Source organism: Psychrobacter sp. ANT206 (assembly GCF_056880555.1).
The window spans coordinates 2114996-2136665 of the sequence record NZ_CP096271.1 but is presented as its reverse complement, the minus strand read 5'-3'; the positions used below and the strand labels follow the sequence as shown (position 1 = coordinate 2136665).

Genomic DNA, 21670 nt, shown 5'->3' with positions numbered 1-21670 from the left:
AAAACTCTGTCTAATAGCTTGATACCATGCAGCCAACTAACAATATTAGCTGCAACCATGTGTTTTGCTATGAATACGCAAGCTGCAGTAAAAGATATGCAAATCAATACTTTGATTACACATGCAGTTCAGACTCACCCTTTGGTTGGATCAGCTCGCGCCAATCAACAGGCAACCACGGAAGGTATCAATGCGGCAAAATTGAATCTATTACCAACCCCAAGCGTCAGCTCTGGCTATGATAGAGATAATGATTTTGTCTCACAAGTTACCATTCGCCAGCCATTGTGGACAGGCGGTAAGCTCACCGCTGAGGTCAATCAAGCCATATTTGATGACAAGGCTGCAGTTGAGTATATCTATGAGCAGCAAAATCTTGTAGCAAAAACCACGATTGATGCTTGGCAGGCTTATATACAGGCCATTGCTAAACAAAGCGTTCATATTGATGGTTTAAAAGAGTTGAATGAATTTGAAGCCATGATGCAGCGCCGTGTTAATCAGGGTGTCTCTGCGCGTATTGAGCTTGATCTAGTGACTAACCGTATATTGCAGGAGCAAAATGCCTATCAAGCGGCAGTAGAGCAGCAACGCATTGCGGCTGCGCGCCTTGAGCAAATTGTCGGGGAGCCTTTGTCGCAGAGTAGTGTGATGAGTTTACCCAATATCAAAGCCCTCGTAAATCAAGCCAAACAACAATCCACCAATTTTGAGCGCATGGCGTTTGAGCAAGCCGGTTTTTATAATCCCACAGTAGTAAAAGAGCACTTTCAAATTGAGTCGGCAAAACAAGGTGTCGAAGCCCAACAAGCCTCTAAATATCCGACGGTTTATGCACAATATGAGCACGCTTACTATCACGAAGACAATGAAAATAAAGGCAAATTCTCATTAGGGTTAAATTACGCGCCTGGCGCAGGGTTTTCTAACCTAGCGCTGGCACGTGCCTCGCAGGCGCAGGTGAGCAGCCTGGTACAAACCCAAGAAGCGGCACGTCGGCGCGTTATAGAAAACGTTCAAGTACAATATCAGCAATTTGTTAGCGCTAGAGATCGAGAAACCTCATTAGTAGCAGCGGTAGCGGGAGCGCAGATTGTCGTTAGCTCTTATCGTCGTCAGTTTATTGCCGGACGTAAATCGTGGTTAGAGGTACTAAATGCCGTTCGTGAGCACAATGAGTATCAAGTGCAGCTGGTGCAGACAAGAGCAGACATGCTAGGCGCATTTTATCGTCTTCAAGTAGATTTCGGCAGCATGCCTTGGCAACAGTATGGACACAATCGTGAGCCAGTGACATTATTTAAGCCATTGGATCCAGTAAAAGAGTGGATTAACAATCAGGAAGTAAAAAAATCCGCCAAGAGCATGGGTTATGTATCGACAGTAGAAGAGGATTATATAGAAATTAGGTTGCCTGACAATGTAGAAGACAGTCTTAACAATGGTAATTTTATTATGCTAAACGAAGATTATAGTGTCACACCCATCGTTGATCAGAATACTATGATAGAGCTGAAGAAATGACTGATATGAGTGAAGAATTTAAGCTGACAACCGCAGATCTAGAAAGTAACCAGATGAGCAATATGGCAGATCAAATGTTGACGTCATCTGATTTGATGCAGACTTTGGCTGATGCTATTAGGCATTTACTGAGCCAGCAAGGTTATCCGATAGACAATGTGCGCTTACAGGAAGTGGTTGCCCGCTATGATGGCAGGTCAACCAATGATAAAGATCAAGTCATTAATGAGCTTGGTAGCGTGGTTGCAGTATTAAAAGACGTTGGAATAGATAAGACGCCAGAAATACTAGAGCAGCCAGACGCGGCTTTTTTACCCTTATTGGCTTATCGTCCGGATTTAGGCTGGGGCGTTATTGACGGTCAAACGCCACAAAAAAGCTGGAATTTTAGACAAGAAAATAATCATATCCATACGCGTGCTGATGAGCTGACATCGGTGCTAAGGATTCGTCTTAGTGATGAGCATATCCAAAAGCGTAAATCCTCTTTTACGGACTTATTAAAATCTGATTTAGGCAACTATAAAGGCGTTCTTTTCGAAGCTGTTTTGGCTACCTTTTTGATTAATATGTTGGCATTGGCCGTGTCGTTATTCTCTATGCAGGTTTATGATCGAGTTATACCCACTCGCAGTGAATATACGCTCATTATTTTAGCCAGTGGTGTCTTTCTCGTGATCCTTTTTGAAGCTTTTATGAAATTCTCACGGTCGAGAATTATGGATAAAGTCGTTGTGGGATTGGATCAATACTTGTCTCGTGAGGTGTTTCAACGTCTGCTAAAAGTTCGTATAGATCAAATGCCAGGCTCAGTAGGCTCGATGGCGGCGCAATTACGTGGTTATGAGCAAGTGCGCAGCTTTTTTACTGCCAGTACGTTATTTGGCTTGGTCGATTTACCTATGACCATTATTTTCATCTCTTTAGTTGCTTTCATTGGGTCACCACTGGTGGCAGTCGTTCCTGTTATTGCCGCCGTGATTGCTGTCACGATGGGACTGTTCGCTCGTAAGCGTATTGATACCATTGCTGCTGAAGGTGCTACTGCCTCTTACTATAAGACAGGTCTGCTGGTTGAAGCGGTTGAAGGCGTTGAAACCATCAAAGCGGGGGCTGGAAGTTGGAAATTCTTATCACGTTGGCTTGATGTGATGAAGGTCACTATCAAAAACGATTTAGACATGAAGCACACCAATGATAATCTTACCTATTTTACCCAGATGCTACAGCAGATCAGTTATGTTGGGATTGTGATTGTAGGATCATTCGTGGTGATCAGCGGCGATATGACCATGGGCGGATTAATTGCTTGCTCGATATTGGGTGGTAGGGTATTAGCACCTGTCATGATGCTACCGAATTTGCTGGTGCAATACTCACATGCCAAGGCCGCTAAGCTTAATATTGAAACCTTGTTTTCATTAGAGCAGGACAACCATGGCGTTGCTTACCCCTTATCACCCAGTCGTATTAATGGTTTTTATCAATGTGAAAACTTAGGATTTAATTATCAAGGTAATGATAGAGCTGCTGTAGATATTAAAAAATTAACGATTCGTCCAGGGGAGTGTATAGCCATTTTAGGGCCTATCGGCTCAGGTAAGTCTACATTGCTTAAGATACTTGCTGGATTATATGCGCCTACTGAAGGGCGGGTCTTATTAGATGGTCTTGATATTAATCAGATCAGTCGCGAGACCTTAAGTAAGCGTTTGGGTTATCTACAACAAGATCATCGTTTATTCCAAGGAACGCTACGAGAGAACTTATTGATAGGAATGGCGGCGCCTAATGATGATGTGATGCAAGAGGTGCTGAGCAAGACTGGACTGATAAATCTTGTCTCTAGTCATTCTAGTGGTCTTGATCTGCCTATTAGCGAAGGTGGGCGCGGACTGTCTGGAGGGCAAAAACAGCTCGTTGCTTTTACGCGTTTATTATTGACTAAGCCCAATGTATTTTTACTCGATGAGCCCACTGCCTCTATGGATAATAGACAAGAACAGCGCTGCCTTCAAGTACTCAAGCAAGAACTAACAGAAGGTCAAACTTTTATCGTCTCAACCCATAAAACGGCATTATTAGAGTTGGCTGATAGACTGATTATTATGGACAATCAACGCATCATTATTGATGGTCCAAAACAAGCAGTACTTGACGAATTGAAGAAAAATGAGCAAGCTAAAAATCCGCCTGCACAATCGCCAAATTCTAAAAGTATAGTGAAGCCTATTATCACTAAAACGCTCACAGACGCTTAAGGTAAGTAGGTATGTCAGACTATAAGTATACGCCCACCACTATCAAGGTGGGTCGCTCAAGGCTAAGTATTTGGATCGGATTAATCGGCATCATGGTCTTGATCGTATGGGCGTCCTTTGCCAAAATCGATCAGGTGACTCGTGCAAAGGCGACTGTGATTGCTAGCGCTCGTACGCAAGAGATTCAAGCTTCAGAAGGGGGTGTCCTAACAGAGTTGGCAGTGACTGAAGGTCAAGAAGTAAAGGCCGGACAGCTACTTGTGGTCTTAGAAGAAGAGCGAGCTAAAGCAGCTTTAGATAACTCTGCTTCTAAAACAGCGGCATTAAAAGCTAAATTGGCTCGACTAAATGCAGAAATTTTTGAGAAGTCTCTTGTCTTTCCTAAAGAGATAAAAAATTACCCTGAATACGTCCAAAACCAAACTGCACTTTATAATCGTCGTCGTCAAGCCATCAATGAAGAAGTGTCTTCTCTTGAAGCGATGCTGGTACTAGCAGAAAAAGAGCTGATAATGAATGAGCCGTTATTGGAATATGGCGATGTCAGTCAAGCAGATGTGATTAAATTGCGCCGTCAAGTGGCTGATATTGAAGCGCAAATCAATAATAAGCGAAACAAATATTTTGAAGAAGCACAAGCAGAAATGACCAAGGCGCAAGAAGAGCTAGACACTGAGCTTGAGCAACTGCGAGATCGCGTACAGGTTTTAGAAGAAAAACGCTTGATGTCGCCGACAGATGGCAAAATTAAAAACATCAACGTGACCACTATCGGTGGTGTCGTTAAGCCTGGCGAAGTTATATTACAAATACTACCGACGAGTAGTGATTTGATTATCGATGCAAAGGTCAGTCCTGCAGATATTGCTTATGTTAAAGAAGGTCAGACAGCCACTGTGAAGCTTGACGCTTATGACTATTCAATCTTTGGCGCAATGAATGGAACAGTGAGCTATATCAGCCCAGATACCTTAATGGAGCAAACACCCAAAGGAGAGGAGCCTTATTATCGAGTGTTAATTATTATAACCGGTGCTGAGTTTAAGGGTAGAGAAGATAGAATAGTGATTAAGCCTGGTATGACAGCTTCTGTGGATATCAAAGCAATGGAGCGGACGGTATTATCTTACCTTACTAAGCCAATTACAAAGACCTTGTCAGAAGGCATGGGTGAGCGTTAGAAATGAGTATTAGTATAAAAAGGGCTGTGAGTACATATGTGTTGGCATAATAAAATTGGACAACGTGACCCCTGCCGTCAAATCCGTACAGTTAAAATTGGGAGATTTTAGTTACGCAGCTTGACGATAAAAGTCAAACCACATCTGTCTTGGCGATCGATAGCCTAAACCCTTTTGACTCCTGATTTCACTGCGAGCACAGCTCTCATCTTGCGTCGGCGCGAAGCAGTGCTTCGCTTTATCCCTCCTCATTTAGGATCTTTCGTTCCTCTTCAACTACTTTGAGCTGTCGTTTAAGACGCTTGTTTTCTTCGATCACCGCTATGAGTTCAGGGTCATATTGAGCTGTTCCGGCAAGTTTGCCTTGATGGGCTTTATTGTGCCAATTAGATAAGGTCTGCATAGGCGATACCAAGCTGCTTTATGGTCGCTGAAATATTCGTATTGTTGTCCGCTATTTTCTTGACGGCTTCGGCTTTGAATTCTGTGCTATAAGTTCTGATTTTCTTGGTCATGGTAAACTCCTATGAATACGCTTAGTTTACCAAGTTTAGCTGTACGGTTTCTTCAGCATAGCTCAGACTTAGTAAAGATGCTTGGTGGTAAGGTCGAGACTAAAAAGGATTCAAAGTCGTTTTAATAATTGAGGAGTTTTACTTAAATGAAAGACATAGATATTGAAATTTTTTTGAATGAACTATATATGAAAGGTCAGATTAATGACTCAAAATCTACCAATAAAATTGACAAGTACCTCAATATAACGCCAGATACAGGTCAGTTCTTAGGTTTTCTGGCTCAATTCACGTCAGCAGAAAAAATATTAGAAGTAGGTACTTCAAATGGTTATTCTGCTGCTTGGCTAGCATTATGGACTGATGAAGCCGCTCAGATCACCACAATAGAGAATGATCCTAAGAAGATCAGCGCTGCAAGAGAGAATTTTTTAAGTACAGGTCTAGTGGATAAGATTAAAATTATTGAGGGTGATGCACCCATGATTTTATCAAAAATGACGGAAAGCTTTGACTTAGTTTTTGTTGATATGGATCGAAAATTGTATTTAGATATCTTGGAGGATGTAATACGGTTAACTAGGAGAAAAGGTATCATTGTGTTTGATAACGCAGTCTCTCATAAGGATGAAATGACAGACGTTTTTAATTATTTCAATGGTAATCCACAGTTTCACACCTATTTAGCTCCTATTGGAAAAGGTGAGTTCGTGGCGCTAAAAAAATGGTAGGTCGTTTCTGATTGATATTAATCGCACTTACTTAGTGCAAGCCATCAGTAAAGCGAGTCAAGGTACAGGCTCATAGGGGTTATAAAGTGTACTAAATAGATACGGTGGCTTGAACCTTGAACCTTTGACTATAGGCTAACTCTCAGAATGTTAAGTCCCAGGCAATCTGAGGTGGTTCAGATAGTTCACCACCAATAAGTCGGATACTGTTTACCTTTACCCAAATTGTTATAAATCAGCGCTACCATGACCAAAATGATTGAACCGAGTAGGGTAGGTGTTATCAAAAAACTCCAATTTACTGCGCCTAACATAACTATTAAAGGGTTAGACCCAGCAGGTGGATGAGGCATTCTAAATATCAGCATTAGTGCAATGGCAGTGCCAACAGCAGTTGCCATACTCCACCAGTGAATACCAAATAACGTCATGAATACCAGTCCTGTAAAAGTCGCAATAACATGTCCACCTATAACATTTCTCGGCTGGGCAAAAGGACTGGCAGGATAGGCAAATATCAATAAACAGCTCGCGCCAAACGATCCTAAAATCATAATAAGTTCTATTGAGCTTCCTAACATAGCAAGCGTTGCAGTGGCAATGGTGCCGCCTAGCCAAGCCACTACTATCATCGATAAAGGCAATCTCTTTGGGCATTGGTTCACTTGACCGCTTAACTTATGCCAATTAAAGAATGAATGCATACTTACTCCTATCATAAATAAAAAGGTATCACTACGAGTATACTGATTGGTATACATACTAAGTATACCGAACGGTATCAGATAATGCTATTATTGTGATTCATTGAATAACAATAACAATAACAGGAGCAGAACCAATGGAATTGCGAGATGTCATTCTACAAAAAAGTTATGAGCTCTTTTATAAGCAAGGCTTTCACGATAGTGGAGTGGAGCTGTTAGCAAAGCAAGCAGGGACTACCAAGCGGACTCTGTATGCCCATTTTGGTAGTAAAGAAGGATTGATTGAGGAGGCGCTTAATTATCGTCATCAGATGTTTATGACTCAATTAAAGGATGACTTTGATAATTTTGAGATTGAGCAAGTAGCAGATGTTGCCACTTGCTACTTAAACTTCCTCAAGAACTGGACGTTATCAGAGGACTTTTATGGCTGTATGTTTATCAATGCTTGCGCAGAGTATTCAGATAAGCAGTCTTCACCGCATCTAATAGCTAAGCAGCATAAAACCGAGGTTAGGCAATGGCTACTTGATAAGTTTGAACAGGTAAGTGCGGAAAATGCAAAGCAGAAATCTGACACTTTGTTTGTATTTGGTGAAGGTATTATCGTTGCGGCGCAAACAGGTCAGGAGTCATTAGAATTAAATGCTGAGTTTTTCAGGGCTTATTGAATGTATTTGTTTATCTGTATAGTGACAACTACTCTACTCGGGTTTTTTCTTAATCTCATTGGCGTAAAATATGGTTTTCTATTATCGGGAATATTAGTTTCACTTTTTTTTGTGACTTATACTAATAGGGAAGTCACACATGCATTTTATTTGCCGTATATTCAAATAGTTCTTGGTATCTCAACAGGATTATACTTTAAAGACTGGTCTATGGAAGTGCTGTATATAACTGCGGGAAGCATTGTTGTCATGACATTCTGTCTTATCCTTCAATCCTTCCTATCTTTTATTTGGCTTCACAAAAAAGCAAAATGGTCCAAGTTGGATTCAATCCTTGCAGTATATCCTGGCTCTCTAGCGGTAGTTATTGATATGTTTAATATCACTAAAGTGAGTCCAAAGGTAATGATTACTCATATAGTGAGATTGTTTTTATTGACCATAATTTTGACTCTTTTTGGACCAGTGCAGTACGCTGCTGTAGATACAGCGAGCCATACTTTTACTATAGAAACGTCAATAGTATTGATGATGTTATTAATCTCATGTGCATTCTTGGGTAGATTATTAGTAAGTTACCGAATACCTGCTCCATATTTATTGGTTTCAATGTTAATGACGATAGTTCTAGTCAAGTTTGGATTGTTGGCTGGTTTTACAGTTCCTTCTTTAATGATTGATAGTGCCACTATTGTATTAGGTATCCTGATAGGGTCTTTATTCGCTGGTATCTCATTTCAAGAGTTTGAAACTAGCATCAAAGACAGTGTCGTTGTTTTTTGTGTAGGTATGATCTGTACTGTAAGCTTCTCTATTTTAGCGTCAAAAATTTTAGATATAGCGTTCTCACAACTTTTCCTTTCATACGCTCCCGGTGGAGTTGAGACAGTCACGGTAATCTCAGTGGCTTCAGGACTAAATGTTATGTTTATTCTTTCACATCATTTGATAAGAATACTTATTCTACAGTTGGCGCCAGTGTTGTTTGCCTCCAAATTGCGCAAGCTGTGAAATGAGGTTTATAGCTGACTATTATTAAATAAAACATATAAAGAGAGTGAGAATGCCAAGTTTTATAGTTGTAGACAATGAAATTATTAACCTATCGGAAATAAGACGGATAACTGCGGATAAAAAGCGACTTACAATTACATTTCATTTAGGATTTTGGAATGGTAACGCATTCAAAAGATGTACTGATAGCCAGCATTTCGAAGAAGTTTTTAAGGACATAGTAACTAAGTTAGAAGCCGAGCGTATTTGATTATACCTATGGCGAACCAATCAAGTGCTTTCATTGGTTCGGTTCCCTAGTGAGGACTCGAAACTTGGGCTGTAGCCCAAGTGATTCCAATGGGTATAGGTTTATATATTGAATCAGTATATATCTGAGTGTACTTGATGAGCTTAGCTTGATGATTACTAAGATTCACCGCTAACTGCTTAGTGACCTTTGCTGTCAAATTCGTAGAAACAAACTTGGAGAATTACTATCTTAAAATAGTCTGATTAATTAAAAGAAGAAGAATACTCCCGTTCTTTTTTCATAAGCAACTTGGAACAAATCATTGAGATTTCTAAGTAGTATATTTCTTGGATTTTTACCAAGATAACACTCCATAAAATCTTCTAAATTTTTTAGCTTATCCTCTAATATTTCTTCGGATTCGTAGTCATCGATCATCAATCCTAATTTATCATTTAGTTCAGTGAAAAATCCTATATCATATAATTCATCAAATTCCTTCTCATTCAAATTATATTCAATTAAATCACTATCTGTACATTTATCATAATCTAGTCTTTGCTCCGCCTCTTTTGAGGTTGGTACGACTATTAATCTGTCCTTCATAGCATTCACTCTCTATTTGCTAACGTTTTACCGCGACATCTGTTATCGGAACAGTCGAGGAGTTTTGTATCCTCCATTTTAGACGGTAAAAAGGTAGTGATTTAACGTCATTATGGAAGCATGTTCGGTGCGCTATACAGGCGTCGAACACTAGGTCGTATACCTGTAACTTAAAGTCTTTTTGCGTCTACTATTCTAATTTAGACAAAATTATTAACAACTTTGATGTGTCGCTATTACGATTTTATAGACAATCTTGGTAATTCTGTTCATGTGAAAACCTAACACACTTCTCTATACTTCATATTTTTCAGGTTGGATATCCTCGAATTGGGGCTATAGGAAAAAATGCCATAAGCTCATCTCTCTTTCTTCTCTTACACTTATCTAAAAAATCTAATAACTCTTCTTCGTTTTTCATGAAAATATTAAGCTGCTCAAGAGATAGCTCATAATACTCTATATAATCAACATAGCTATTTCTTACTGGAAAAGACAAATAGCACTTGCCTGTGGTTATTTCTTTTCCAAGAGAGTATCTAAACTCTCTATTTATTTTTACATCTTTAAAGTCGTAACTCATGATTTCTCCATCTTATAATATTTTTCTTATTTTATAGATTCCCTTAAAATTTTGATCAGAATGTAGTTATCGAGCTATACTTTTTATCATCATGTAAGTTAATAAGGTATAACCCAAGGGAATCAGTTATTTCACACTTCAAACCTATTAATAGACTACTTAAAGCAGACTTTTGAATTATAGGGCTGGTTGCTGTGCTTTTTTCCTATCATTAGCCTATATCAAAAACATAAAACTTCTAAACGACAACCTATCTATCATTAGACTTGTTTCTGTTATTAAACGATAGGGTGGTGTTCTAATCAGTATACTTTTTGATACACCATCAACTATATTTACGATGGGCAATTTTAAGGTGAGAATATGAATGAACTTATAAAAGCTGAGTTGTTGGACTTGAGAAGACATATATTGACCGACTACCAACCTACTAAGGTATCAATACAAGCTATGAAATTTTTGCTTGATTATTCTAACGAGATATCTTATGAATTTCAGAGTGATCTGCACAGCTTGATAGCAATGGATATGGATGAATTCATATTACCTCAAGAGGAATGTATTGAAATTATTGATAGACTAATCGCTTGGCGTTCATGATAAAAAGGCTCATTAATCCATTAATAGACTACTCATAGTAGACTGCCGTAGTGGAACCACTTAATGAGCAATGATAAATTCCGGTCTTTCCTTGACCACATCAGCGATCAGATGCCGTGAGCACTTGGTCATACCTTGTATCTCAGAATAGCTATGGCCTGATTTGAGTAGACTTGCGATGATCTTGCGCTTTTCGGTATCTTTCCTACGTCCTGAATACTTACCTTCTGCCTTAGCACGAGCAATACCTTGCTGCTGACGGTTACGCCGATCTTCATAATCTTTTCGAGCAATGGCTGCGAGCATATCCAGCATCATCGAGTTAATGGCCTGCAATACACTGCTCATAAATTCAGTGCTGCTTTCAGGTTGAAGTGCCATATAGGAGGTCGGCAGCTCTTTTGATACGATAGAGAGCTTTTTCTCTGATAACATTCTTTTGAGCGTATCCCAATTAGCTTGGTTCAAACGCGCCAAGCGATCAATCTGCTCAACTAAGATAACATCGCCCTTATGAGCATCTTCAATCAGTTGCATAAGCTTGGGTCGTACCAAGATAGCTCCTGATTCGTTTTCGACATAGAAGGCAGCAATTTTGTGGCCATGATCGTTGGCAAATGCTATGAGCTCGCTTTTGGCACGTTTAGCATCTTGTTCTTTGGTTGACGCTCGTAGATACGCTCTAATAAACATAAACACCTAAAATAGTCTGTTATAAGTGGTTCCATTATATCAGTCTGTTTTAAGTAGTCTGTTAATAGATTTAGAGGGTAAAATAACTGGTTCCTTTGGGGTATACTGTTTCTGCTAGAAAATCATTCTACCGGCAAGTATTTCAATCGATATGTCTAAGCTAGTTAATGATTCTAATTCAGCCTCTAGTTTATCTAAAGTAGCTTGACTAGGTTTGCCCTCTGGAAAGAAAATCGACACATTTGTCGTTTGATTGACAGGTGTATAGCCAATTGATTGCATTTCACCACGGTACTTATTTCGAATCAAGATGGTAACTTTTTCAAACATTTTTTCATCACCATAAATAGCCACTGATTCATCCGCTGAGCGTTTATTTGTTGGTAAGATTTGAATCGGAAGGCTAAAATCCTTAGCATCACTGCTGGTAAATACATAATGATGAATTTCTGCCTTTACATTGGGTTTTGTCATAATAAACAAACGATAATCTCTAACTGCTTCTTTATCATTGACGGGTTTATCCGCTTTTCTAATGCCTTTTTGGTCAGGTGTTGCAAATCCCCAGCTTGCTGCCACTAGATCGTCACCCAGTTGATCAAATAAACCTTGCAATACACCCTCGTCTTGAACCCCGACTTGCATTGCCAAAATCCTCATCGCTTGTTCCTTACTTACTTTAGAGTCTGACATAAAGGATTGCATCATGACGTCATCAATTTGATAGCGTTGGGTCACTTCCTTAGGAAAATTATCAACAATAAGATTATTTGGCTTATCAATTTTTGACCAATCAATGGCTTTGGTCGTAACTGGCTTTGAATTGATTTTTGGTAATTCGACGACTTTAGGAATTGGTGGCTGCGTAGTAACAGCTTGACTGCATCCACTTAAAATTAGACTCATTAATGCTAAAAATATTGTTTTATTCACTTTTATTATCCTAATTCTCATAGTGGGTCTAATCAGACAGCTTAAAAATGACCCCTGCCATTAACGTCATGCACTCATAATACCTATTGTTCCCATAACAGCGCTTATGGTAAATAAAAATAATGATCCAAAAGCTCACTGCATGTACACAACGAAGTACACCGCGACTACCTAAATAACTCAACATACCGATATCATTAGCCTACAACCAAAGGTTCAAGTCCTCACTAGGGTACCAAATCAAGTTATAGTGGTTTAGAGAGTTTGTATTGAAAATTATTACAAATAGCTTTTGTAATCTCAAAGCTAGAAATTTGATTATTATCTAGGTCATGATAAGTGAAATGATACTCAACCCCTGCATTTAAAGCTTCAGGTATATCTGGCTTATTGCATGCTTTATTCGTGTTTTCGTTCTTAATATTAAATCCGATTATGTTTATTTCACTGGTATCGTAACCAGATAAATCAACTTTGTATTTATAAATAATATACAGGCCATCTAAATCAACTTTTTCTAAAGTTGTAATTTCATCAACTACCATGGGTAATTGGGCTTTAATATCACCAATTTCATTAGAAAGAATCTGGATAACACGATTTTCATTATTAGACTCAATATATGATTCAGCGGCGCTACTCCCTAAAAAACCCATAGACTTAGCGAAAACGAAGACGACAATTATTAATATAACGGAACCTATCTTCAAAGCTATTGATTTGATCCATCTTTTATTGTCCTGAATATTCAAAGAATTTCACTCCATCATTCAAGGATGAGCCATCCTAAACTATAGCTTATCTAGTAATTTAGGCGTAACTATACCAGTAAGCTTGTTTAAATTCTTGCTAATGTAAGCCAGCATTTAAGTCGCAAAAAAGCAGCAGAATCAGCCGATTATTCCCATAATGGGCGTTATGACAAATGACGTTGGATACAAAAAAATTAATCCACAGTAGATAGTTTCTCATCGGTAATAAGCATCATATGCACGAAAAATCGTAATAGCGGTGAGTATTGCCATTTGGTTTTTTTAGTGGTACTTGTTTTATTGTTTTCCGAATTGTAATTATACACTCTGTAGTCTAGATTCGAGATACCTATATGAATACTGTTCATCAAGTTTTTATCTTTCGTTTTCATACCTTGATAATCAGAAGGGAGCATACTTTCTTCAAGTAGGGCTTTATTACCTGTAATAAGCCAATTCTTATCAGGCAACAAGCGTTTTGCAATTCTAAAAAACCGTTGTAATTCATCCGTTTCTTTTGGTGAAAAAGGCACAAATGACCTACTACTAGACAGCCTTTGTTTACATATCGTGATGAACCATTGCCAATCATAATATGTCTGATGTCTGAGTTGATAAGCGTTGTTTCGTAAGATTGATAATAGCCTGAGGTCACTTTGATGTTGTAATTTCAGTGGGCTTAGCGTGGTAGTCTTTGAGTCTGTTAACTTCGTAAAGCGAGATTTACCCTTTGTGGTGGTGATGGTTGCGACCTGAATAGCACGCTCTATAAGTATTTGTGCATCATAGGTAGTGATGCTTGATAATGCGGCGGCTTCATTTAAAGGTGTTTTATTATCATAAGATTGTAGTAAAAGCTGCACACGATTCAAACCATAGCGCATAAAGAACTCTTCATTTGAGGAAGGTGCAGTATATAAAATATTTTTATGTTCACAACTCTCAATAGCGAAAGACGGCGATTTTCGAATACCTTCGAGAGATTTTTTAAATAAAAACGTACGGATGCTTGGCATACTAAGGTTTTTATTATTGATAGTGGCGTGGTTTTCCATGAACTGTTTTTTGGTAAAGCCTGTCATATTGTGTAGTGTTTGAATAGGTATCTTAATATCTGCCACGCTTAGCTCGTAGGTTGCCATTAAAGTGGCAATATGATTATAGTATTCAAAACTACGCTGCGGTGATAGATGTCCCATCAAACCCGATAGAGCATACCAATGGTCTTGCGCATCAATATGCTCACCTAGTAATCCCTTTTTTATTCGTAATACATCGCTTTTATCGTAATCAGTTAGTGTTTCTATTAGGTCTGTATGGCCTAAGAGGACTAATGATAGGTTACTGACTGCAGTGTGACGAAATGCATGAAAGGTATGGCTTATTATTTCTTTATCTGTCGATATATCCTTTAGAATACGTTTAAGCAGTTGTAGAGGGATATGATCATCGATAGGACGACGATCTACTGAAAGCGTAAAGATGAATTTATTGTTATTAGCGCCAATATTGCTTTGGATATAGTTGATGAAAAAATTCAGCTCAGCTGGTTTAAGTAGAGCAAATAAGGCAATGCGGCGAATACTACTTTGAGTCTTGGTTGAGCGATAACTGTTTGGTTTAATAATGATTGATGGTTCGGATACATTTAGACCTTCTATATCATTAAATTTCAAACCTAATAGCTCTTTTTTACGCATCCCAGTTCGATAAACCAGTATAAAAAGGAGTGCAAACATCTCGCGCTCTAAAATATCTACTGACGTTAGTATTTGCGTGATAATAGCTCTATAAGCTTGTGGGGATACCAGCTCAGCACGGACCCGTCGACCATTTTTTGAGTGTTGGATAGTAACTGCAGGTAGTCCATGCTTATTTTTAGCAAAGTCATGCATGCTTTGAAATAAGCGGGCAGAGTAGCCAATATCAGTATTACCACGCACAATAGATTTGTGCTCTAGAATGTCCTCATAGAGTGTTTCAAAATCCTCTTCTGACCAAATATCAATCGGTTGGGCCATTGTAAAATATAGCCACTCATAGCCTATTGTTCTAGCATATTTTAAGATAGTTTCATCGCTAGAAGAACTTCTCTGATTGAGCATGTCTAATACCCAGTCTAATAAGATGACCTCACTTAAGTCACTGTATTTATGACGGCGCTTGATAACCCTCTCAATAAAAGTAGGTGGTACATAGTTTAGCTTTTTATTTTTTAGCTCCTCAGTTAATTTGAAGTCTCGTGTGATCTGAGTAATTAAATCTGATTTTCTCACTTCTGCTTTTTTATAGTTGTTGCTAGTTAATGCCGTTTTTGACGTCGTCGTTGCGTTGATGGATAGCTTTAAAACATCATTTAGATCATAATCCACAGCTTTGTTTTTATACTTCTGATTTAAGAGTTGATTAAAATCTTGGGTACGCAGTCCTACTGTATTTTGATCACCGCGCAGCACAGCAACCGAAGCTTGATCGATATCAACGCCGTCAAGCATTTCCCAGTGGTAGCTGGCATAACCTAGGAGGTTAAATAGAGTAGGTGTGTTCAGTTGCAACGGTTCAGTGACGATAGATAATGTATTGGTAATATATAGCTTAATTTTTTCCTGTGACAAATCCGAAATCGTAGGCCTGTCGTCAGCTTTATGACATTGATGGTAGCGTATCAGCCAACACTGACTGACCAAATCTAAAATAATTTGCTTGGTGTTAAAAAGCTTATTACTACTTTCTAAACGCTCATTACCGTAACGTTTTTGTTCAAAGCGAGGCGATATAAGTATTCTTCGATGAATAAAGGGCTGGTATTCTTTACTAAGTAGAGCTATAAGCCATCCTTGGAGCATTTGCTTTTCATTAATACCGCCGTACACAATCCCAGAAAATAATAACCAGCCTAAAATCTCATCATGATTATAATCTGCTGTTTGATGCCAGTGCTCCTGTACCGCACGAATGACTCTGTTTAACTCTTTACCCTGTGTCACCCAGTTATTTTTAATAATTAGCGGATTAGACTTTTTCTGCTGTGGTGCAATAAGCTTAGGATAGTAATTCTCTGCAAGCATAAAATTTTGGTTTTGATAATCAATAAAGTTTGTAATGGTTTGCCAGCCCTGCTTTATTATTTTTTTCGTTTTATATTCTTGTGCTGATTTCTTATTAATATAGGTTTGGAATTTGCTGAAGCCTTTTTTGGATAGTGGTGTTAATTTCTCATTAAGTTCATAACTGAACTGACATAGTGATTGACTCCAAAGTAACCACGTTTTATCAAGAGAGCTTATAGTAGGAGAAGTAGGCGTAAATATGGAGTCGTTTAATTTAAGAAATTGTCGATAATATTTGGTAGTAGATTGAAGGGAATTACTATTACCAACATACTGTTTTCGTAGTTGCTCCCAATTAGTTTGTAGATCGGCGAGCAATAGAATCCTGAATTTTTCAGTATCGCAGCTACTATCAAGTACTGAAGGGTAAGGCACATACTTCTTTCTTCTGCCATCAAATCTTGCTAAGCCATCAATAATTTTAGGGGGCCTTACATTCTCACTCGACATATATTACCTCAGCGTTATAGTCTATTGTTATCTATACTATCTAGATGTAGATCTAGGATTCTAGCGATATGCTCAAATGCGCCGCCCACGACTTTAATCTTAGCTTTACTTAGGCTCGACAAACACCCCAATCCTTCTTGGCGAGCCTTTTCATGGCCAATAACGGTATTAATCAGTGTCAGGTCAACACCTAACTTCTCAAGTTGTGTACGTACAAAGTGACGCGTCCAATAGGGATTGGCGTTAATAATATCCTTAGTCATATGATAGGCATCACCGCGTTTAATAATTTTTAAAGTATTAAAACTATCTGATAGAAGTCTCAGTAAAGTGACATCATTATCACCTAATCTGATCTCATCAATACTTATACTGATATCGTGTTCTAAAGGGTTATTTATCTGATACCGGATAAGATAGCTTCTGTAGTCAGTTAAATAGCGCAAGAGGGTGGGACATAGAGGTATTAAACGTTGGTTTTGAACTTGTTTGTTTGGTTTGTCGTCAATCTCAAGCCATCCCATATCAAGATCGATATCGCTTATTTTTCCAACACCATTGTTTGGTCGTATGCCAGTTAACAAGCAAAATACAAACCACACAAAGATGCTGGTTCTATTGAAGTGAGTGGCGGCATCTGGGCTATCATGAACCCAGTCTTTAAGCTTCACAATTATTTCACGAACATACTCAGAAGTGAGCGCTAACCCTGAACCTAGGGTGTATTTATGCCAGGGAGTGATATAAGACAAGTCAAAGCTACCTGCTTTATTCAATACACTTAGGGCAGATTTATAGTGGCTAAGAAGTGTCTCACTGCTGTGACTGCTATAATACATTGCAGGAGCATGAGATGCGGGCGTGCGACAAATAATATCTGCAATATGATTATGACTATGAGATGTATAGCGAGAGAGAATGATATGTAGTGCAGTTTGTATTCTTTTTAGTGATAGGTAAGGTAGCCCTAGGTGGACACGTAACATAGCAAGGTAAGTATTAAAATCATCTATTGATGGAATATCAGTAGATAGTAAACTTTCAATCAGCCACAAAGGTATGGGAATTTTTACTTCATCAAACTCGTTTTCATGTTTGGCACTGTTAAACACCTCTGAGCGTTCAGTGATGCCTAAAGTATGTTTAATATAAGCCCGTTTAACACCTATGCTAAAAATACGTCGATGGCCAATGTAGCCTTTCAACATGAGTGATTTCATAGGTAATGCTGTAATCATGGATAGCAATAAAATACTGGCACATATTTTATAATTTAGTTGAGAGGCTGATTTAGTACCATGAACGAGAGCGGCAAATAATAATTGATAGCCCACTAATGATAATACTGAAGTGCTGGAATTCAGCCCTAAGTCGCGCTGAGACATATGGTGTTGCTGTAATGATATATCAATAGTTTGTAATGGAGCAGATTGTCTGATCAACGGATCTGGTAGTCTCTCATAACTTATATAGGGCTCATCATAATTATCAATGATTTCTTCAAAACTGGTTGTTAATCCTTCATAAGTCTCAGTGTTGGCGGATAAAAAATTAATGTCTACAGGTATGGCACTGTGTTCAATATCATCAAAAGGTGTGTCCCAGTAATAAGGAGTGTGTTCATTGTTGGACTGATAAGATGGTTTTTGTTCGGCTAAGTTAATAGGCTCAACTTTGGTATTATCTGTCTGAGCTTTGCACGGTTTTTTAGATTTCCTAATTTTTAAGTAGTGTGCGTCTTGATAAGCGTTCACAATTTTCTCTATTTGACCAAGCTTAGCGATTGCTATAGACATATCTTCTTTTAGTTTTATTTGAGTAATAAAGTTTTTACTGTCTAGCTCCGTAGTACTCTCTTGATTTTTCTCTAATATATTTGTCAATATTGATAATATATTATCGTGACTCATAGTTGGCATATCAGGTAATTCAGACCAGATCCATGTTCGTCTAGATGAGCCTGAAAATTGAGCCAATTTAAACTGCATCATTATATTATTAGCGTAAGTCTTTTTCTGGTAATGCGTTAGCACGACAGCAGTATGCATTGCTATAGAAAGCCAAATTAGCTTTTCTTGTGAGCGACTCTGCTGCCCTCTATTGACGATATCTTGCATGAGAATCAATAATTGCATCACGAGCGGCTTTTTTGCTAACGCAGATTTATTGATTTGCATATGGCGGTAGGAGATGGGATCTGTTTGCAGTGTATGTACGATACTTTCAATCAACTTCTGAATAGGGTTATCAGAGGATATATGGCTTTCATTTACAGCCGTAACGATTGCCGAGATGGCGGACAGAACAGCTTCTTGGTAGATAAAGTCTTTATCTTCATTAAATGTGTTAATGATATTTTTTAATATTTCAGAGCTAAGCTGCTTTTTCTGACGATAAACGCCTTGATTGTTTTTTGTCATGATATGCTCGTAGAACGAATTTTATGATAGGTTGGCTCGGTTATATTTATAAGCTGACAGAAATTAGGAATAGTAAAAATATTTTTATTAAAAAACAGCTTGTTCATTTCTTTTGTTAGGATTTTTATGAGGTGTTTATGAATTATCTTGACGTTTAAATTATTTTTGTGTTGAGCTATGATTTCAATCAGTTCATCAAACATCATCTTAAAATCAAATTGATCTTCAGTTATATTTATAATTTCTACCTGTTTTTTTAGAGTTTTTTGATTAGTATCTGGATCTTTTATAATGTGATAAAGCTCAAAATTATTTACTAAAAATAGCTTTTTTTCATTTTTAACAAATAGTGTGTGTTTAGATTTCTTAGAATTTTGTTCGATAGTCAAGGTGTGAGTATCAATAAATGGTCGAATATGGTGGCTGTAGATAAGAAAAAGATCCACAGTACTTGGAAATATGAGAATAGTGTCTTTTTTAAGTTTAGCTATTGTGGTTGTTTTCACTTATGATTCACTCAGTTGGTATCTATAAAATATAAGGAGTTAATCATATGATTTATAACCTTGGTATTTTTACATAAAATATGAAGCTAGCTCATAAAAAATATTATAGTAAATTTTTTTATGAGTACAAGCCTTCGCTAGAGTGAGAAATAAAAGATTATATGGAAAGTATCTTCATTAATATTAAAAATAATAGTCAATAATGATTAATTATATTTAGAGAATATGTGGGGTGTATTCGATATGGATATTGGTTTTTTTGATAAAGGTATTGTATGTATTGTAGACAGTCGTATTGACTTAATTCTAAGGTAGACATAAAACTTAATCTTTATTCATTTTAAATATTATATGTATACTCATTTGATTTAGATTCTAATGATTTTTTATTGTATCTATTTGTAACTTACAGTGATTTGAGAACAAGTTGGCTAGAAGCTAAGAGGTAATTAGGTGGACGTGCTATCACATATAGTGAGTTCAGTATTAAAGCGATACAGTAGGACTGGGATGAATTTTACGCAGCCTCTGTCAGCGTAGTCACAGCACGCCAGAAAAATTTATACCAGTACTGCGTTGGAACATAACGTATCTGTTTTATTTGGAATTGACTATAGCCATCGTTACTAGATATTACAACTACAGGTTTTTCCTTTAGATCGGAACAAAAGACTTCTCACAGCTGGCATCAAAACTGTTGCAGTCAATATGCGAATACATGGTAGATTTGGGATATTGTTGGCATAAAAGAAAAGGTGAATCTAAATACGAGTATATAGTTGCTTAGATGATATGACTTTGATTATATGAATAAGAGATTGGAAACTTCAAGGGCAGGTTGATTAAGACGACAACGGTTGTCGTTATATTCTGATAGATGGAGTTTTAATGGTCAAAGTGCTAGTAAAAAGAGCCCATCCCAGATTCTGTGTAACTGCCATTTAGATTAAATGCTTACTGATACGATCATCAAACATAATCATAAAGCGATTCAAAGCAGACGTCCAGTTACGAATGGGCATCGACCATTTTTTGGATGCTTGCTGGGTGGCCAGATAAACCACCTTGAATGCTGCCTGATCAGAGGGGAACACCTTACATTTATTCACCGCCGTCCGAATCACACTGTTTAGCGACTCTATCGCATTGGTGGTATAAATCGCTTTTCTGATGTCTTTAGGATACTCGAAGAACACCGTTAAGCCCTCCCAGTTATTGCGCCAAGACTTGACCACATGCGGGTACTTATCACCCCACACCTCATCAAAGTGCTCAAGATTGGCCTTTGCTATCTCAAGCGTATCAGCGCCGTAGATGGCCTTTAAATCAGCCGCTACTTTCTTTTTATCCGTCCATGGCACAAACTTCATGGAATAACGCACCATGTGTACGATACTCAGCTGAACCTGAGCGTTGGGGTAGACGGTGTTAATGGCATCAGGGAAGCCCTTTAAACCATCGACACAGGCAATTAGGATATCTTGAACCCCGCGGTTTTGTAGTTCAGTGAGAACGCCAAGCCAGAACTTAGCGCCCTCATTCTCTGATAGCCACATACCAAGCAGCTCTTTTTTACCGTTAAGAGCAACACCTAGCGCCAGATAGATAGCCTTGTTGATGATTTGTTTGTCTTGGCGCACCTTAACGACGATGCAGTCTAGGTAGACAATAGGATAGATGCTACTAAGGGGTCTATTCTGCCATGCAGTGATGTCATCTAAGATATTATCCGTGACTCTTGAGACAAGAGAGCTTGATATGTCGACGTCGTAGATGTCTTTGATGGTTTCGACAATTTCAGTGGTGGTTTGACCCTTGGCATAAAACATGATTATTTTATCATCAAGGCCACTAATACGGGTTTGGTGCTTACTGACGAGCACAGGCTCAAAGCTGCTATCGCGGTCTCTTGGGGTGGAGATCTCAAGATCGCCTGTGTCACTGCGGACGGTCTTTTTAGTGTGCCCATTGCGCTTATTAGGTTTATCGGCTTTCTCATGCTTAGGATAGCCAAGATGATCTTCCATCTCAGCTTCGAGAGCAGTGTCGATAAACGACTGCATGAGCTGCTTTTGGAAGTCTTTGATGTCATCGAAGCTGCTCATGCTGCTGGCCATTTGCTCGGCCAGTTTTTTAATGTCAGATTGAGTAGTCATTGCTTATTCTCCTGTTAGTGGATTA

The 21670-nt window shown here is 38.3% G+C and carries 17 protein-coding genes and 1 pseudogene; 7 read left to right on the top strand and 11 right to left on the bottom strand.

Features of this window, described 5'->3' with window-relative positions:
* Positions 1-69: 69 nt before the first annotated feature.
* The 3 genes from M0221_RS08825 to M0221_RS08815 are packed head-to-tail and all read left to right on the top strand — an operon-like array spanning position 70 to position 4966.
* Positions 70-1524 carry a TolC family protein gene (locus M0221_RS08825; RefSeq protein ID WP_020443897.1) on the top strand — a complete coding sequence of 485 codons (1455 nt, stop codon included), beginning with the start codon at positions 70-72 and terminating at the stop codon, positions 1522-1524.
* Positions 1525-1529: 5 nt separating this feature from the next.
* The gene (locus tag M0221_RS08820) at positions 1530-3785 is read left to right on the top strand and encodes a type I secretion system permease/ATPase (RefSeq protein WP_483283585.1); all 2256 of its coding nucleotides are present in this window, start codon (positions 1530-1532) and stop codon (positions 3783-3785) included.
* Between the two features lie 11 nt (positions 3786-3796).
* Positions 3797-4966: a beta-barrel domain-containing protein gene (locus M0221_RS08815; protein ID WP_020443895.1), complete on the top strand. Its 1170-nt coding sequence runs from the start codon at positions 3797-3799 to the stop codon at positions 4964-4966.
* Positions 4967-5213: 247 nt separating this feature from the next.
* Here M0221_RS08815 and M0221_RS08810 read toward each other — a convergent pair.
* Positions 5214-5481, bottom strand: a pseudogene (locus tag M0221_RS08810) (transposase); the annotation flags it as partial.
* A 146-nt stretch (positions 5482-5627) separates the two neighbouring features.
* Between M0221_RS08810 and M0221_RS08805 the strand changes: the two are divergent.
* A complete protein-coding gene (locus M0221_RS08805) occupies positions 5628-6212 on the top strand; it encodes an O-methyltransferase (protein WP_483283584.1) in 585 nt (194 codons plus the stop codon).
* Positions 6213-6397: 185 nt separating this feature from the next.
* Here M0221_RS08805 and M0221_RS08800 read toward each other — a convergent pair whose 3' ends face one another.
* On the bottom strand, positions 6398-6916 hold the full coding sequence (locus M0221_RS08800) for an HPP family protein (protein ID WP_263241825.1): 519 nt from the start codon (positions 6914-6916) through the stop codon (positions 6398-6400).
* A 137-nt stretch (positions 6917-7053) separates the two neighbouring features.
* Here M0221_RS08800 and M0221_RS08795 point away from each other — a divergent pair, with 137 nt between their 5' ends.
* Positions 7054-7590, top strand: coding sequence for a TetR/AcrR family transcriptional regulator (locus tag M0221_RS08795; protein ID WP_483283583.1), 537 nt, complete (start codon positions 7054-7056; stop codon positions 7588-7590).
* Positions 7591-8601: an AbrB family transcriptional regulator gene (locus tag M0221_RS08790; protein WP_483283582.1), complete on the top strand. Its 1011-nt coding sequence runs from the start codon at positions 7591-7593 to the stop codon at positions 8599-8601.
* Between the two features lie 502 nt (positions 8602-9103).
* Here M0221_RS08790 and M0221_RS08785 read toward each other — a convergent pair.
* Positions 9104-9442 carry a hypothetical protein gene (locus M0221_RS08785; RefSeq protein WP_483283581.1) on the bottom strand — a complete coding sequence of 113 codons (339 nt, stop codon included), beginning with the start codon at positions 9440-9442 and terminating at the stop codon, positions 9104-9106.
* A gap of 310 nt (positions 9443-9752) precedes the next feature.
* Complete coding sequence (locus M0221_RS08780; protein ID WP_483283580.1) at positions 9753-10025, bottom strand: hypothetical protein; 273 nt, start codon at positions 10023-10025, stop codon at positions 9753-9755.
* Positions 10026-10388: 363 nt separating this feature from the next.
* Here M0221_RS08780 and M0221_RS08775 point away from each other — a divergent pair, with 363 nt between their 5' ends.
* Positions 10389-10625, top strand: a complete 237-nt coding sequence (locus M0221_RS08775; protein ID WP_483283579.1) for a hypothetical protein — start codon at positions 10389-10391, stop codon at positions 10623-10625.
* Between the two features lie 60 nt (positions 10626-10685).
* On the opposite strand, the gene M0221_RS08770 is transcribed toward M0221_RS08775, so the two are convergent.
* The 7 genes from M0221_RS08770 to M0221_RS08740 all read right to left on the bottom strand — a co-directional run bounded on the left by M0221_RS08770 (position 10686) and on the right by M0221_RS08740 (position 21645).
* The gene (locus M0221_RS08770; RefSeq protein WP_483283578.1) at positions 10686-11318 is read right to left on the bottom strand and encodes a recombinase family protein; all 633 of its coding nucleotides are present in this window, start codon (positions 11316-11318) and stop codon (positions 10686-10688) included.
* Between the two features lie 114 nt (positions 11319-11432).
* Positions 11433-12251 carry a hypothetical protein gene (locus M0221_RS08765; protein WP_483283577.1) on the bottom strand — a complete coding sequence of 273 codons (819 nt, stop codon included), beginning with the start codon at positions 12249-12251 and terminating at the stop codon, positions 11433-11435.
* 245 nt (positions 12252-12496) lie between these two features.
* Positions 12497-13003 (bottom strand): hypothetical protein, encoded by a 507-nt coding sequence (locus M0221_RS08760; RefSeq protein ID WP_483283576.1) that lies wholly within the window; start codon positions 13001-13003, stop codon positions 12497-12499.
* Positions 13004-13197: 194 nt separating this feature from the next.
* Complete coding sequence (locus tag M0221_RS08755) at positions 13198-16563, bottom strand: tyrosine-type recombinase/integrase (RefSeq protein WP_483283575.1); 3366 nt, start codon at positions 16561-16563, stop codon at positions 13198-13200.
* A gap of 14 nt (positions 16564-16577) precedes the next feature.
* A complete protein-coding gene (locus tag M0221_RS08750; RefSeq protein WP_483283574.1) occupies positions 16578-18983 on the bottom strand; it encodes a hypothetical protein in 2406 nt (801 codons plus the stop codon).
* On the bottom strand, positions 18980-19489 hold the full coding sequence (locus M0221_RS08745; RefSeq protein WP_483283573.1) for a hypothetical protein: 510 nt from the start codon (positions 19487-19489) through the stop codon (positions 18980-18982). Before M0221_RS08745 ends, M0221_RS08750 begins: the two co-directional genes overlap by 4 nt.
* 941 nt (positions 19490-20430) lie before the next feature.
* Entirely contained in the window at positions 20431-21645 is a 1215-nt protein-coding gene (locus tag M0221_RS08740; protein ID WP_483283572.1) for an IS256 family transposase, read from the bottom strand.
* Positions 21646-21670 lie beyond the last annotated feature (25 nt).

What these genes read in the sequence shown, in the direction of transcription:
- M0221_RS08825 (WP_020443897.1), top strand. Translation starts at nt 70, where the DNA reads ATGAATACGCAAGCTGCAGTAAAAGATATGCAAATCAATACTTTGATT.
- M0221_RS08820 (WP_483283585.1), top strand. Translation starts at nt 1,530, where the DNA reads ATGAGTGAAGAATTTAAGCTGACAACCGCAGATCTAGAAAGTAACCAG.
- M0221_RS08815 (WP_020443895.1), top strand. Translation starts at nt 3,797, where the DNA reads ATGTCAGACTATAAGTATACGCCCACCACTATCAAGGTGGGTCGCTCA.
- M0221_RS08805 (WP_483283584.1), top strand. Translation starts at nt 5,628, where the DNA reads ATGAAAGACATAGATATTGAAATTTTTTTGAATGAACTATATATGAAA.
- M0221_RS08800 (WP_263241825.1), bottom strand. Translation starts at nt 6,916, where the DNA reads ATGCATTCATTCTTTAATTGGCATAAGTTAAGCGGTCAAGTGAACCAA.
- M0221_RS08795 (WP_483283583.1), top strand. Translation starts at nt 7,054, where the DNA reads ATGGAATTGCGAGATGTCATTCTACAAAAAAGTTATGAGCTCTTTTAT.
- M0221_RS08790 (WP_483283582.1), top strand. Translation starts at nt 7,591, where the DNA reads ATGTATTTGTTTATCTGTATAGTGACAACTACTCTACTCGGGTTTTTT.
- M0221_RS08785 (WP_483283581.1), bottom strand. Translation starts at nt 9,442, where the DNA reads ATGAAGGACAGATTAATAGTCGTACCAACCTCAAAAGAGGCGGAGCAA.
- M0221_RS08780 (WP_483283580.1), bottom strand. Translation starts at nt 10,025, where the DNA reads ATGAGTTACGACTTTAAAGATGTAAAAATAAATAGAGAGTTTAGATAC.
- M0221_RS08775 (WP_483283579.1), top strand. Translation starts at nt 10,389, where the DNA reads ATGAATGAACTTATAAAAGCTGAGTTGTTGGACTTGAGAAGACATATA.
- M0221_RS08770 (WP_483283578.1), bottom strand. Translation starts at nt 11,318, where the DNA reads ATGTTTATTAGAGCGTATCTACGAGCGTCAACCAAAGAACAAGATGCT.
- M0221_RS08755 (WP_483283575.1), bottom strand. Translation starts at nt 16,563, where the DNA reads ATGTCGAGTGAGAATGTAAGGCCCCCTAAAATTATTGATGGCTTAGCA.
- M0221_RS08750 (WP_483283574.1), bottom strand. Translation starts at nt 18,983, where the DNA reads ATGACAAAAAACAATCAAGGCGTTTATCGTCAGAAAAAGCAGCTTAGC.
- M0221_RS08740 (WP_483283572.1), bottom strand. Translation starts at nt 21,645, where the DNA reads ATGACTACTCAATCTGACATTAAAAAACTGGCCGAGCAAATGGCCAGC.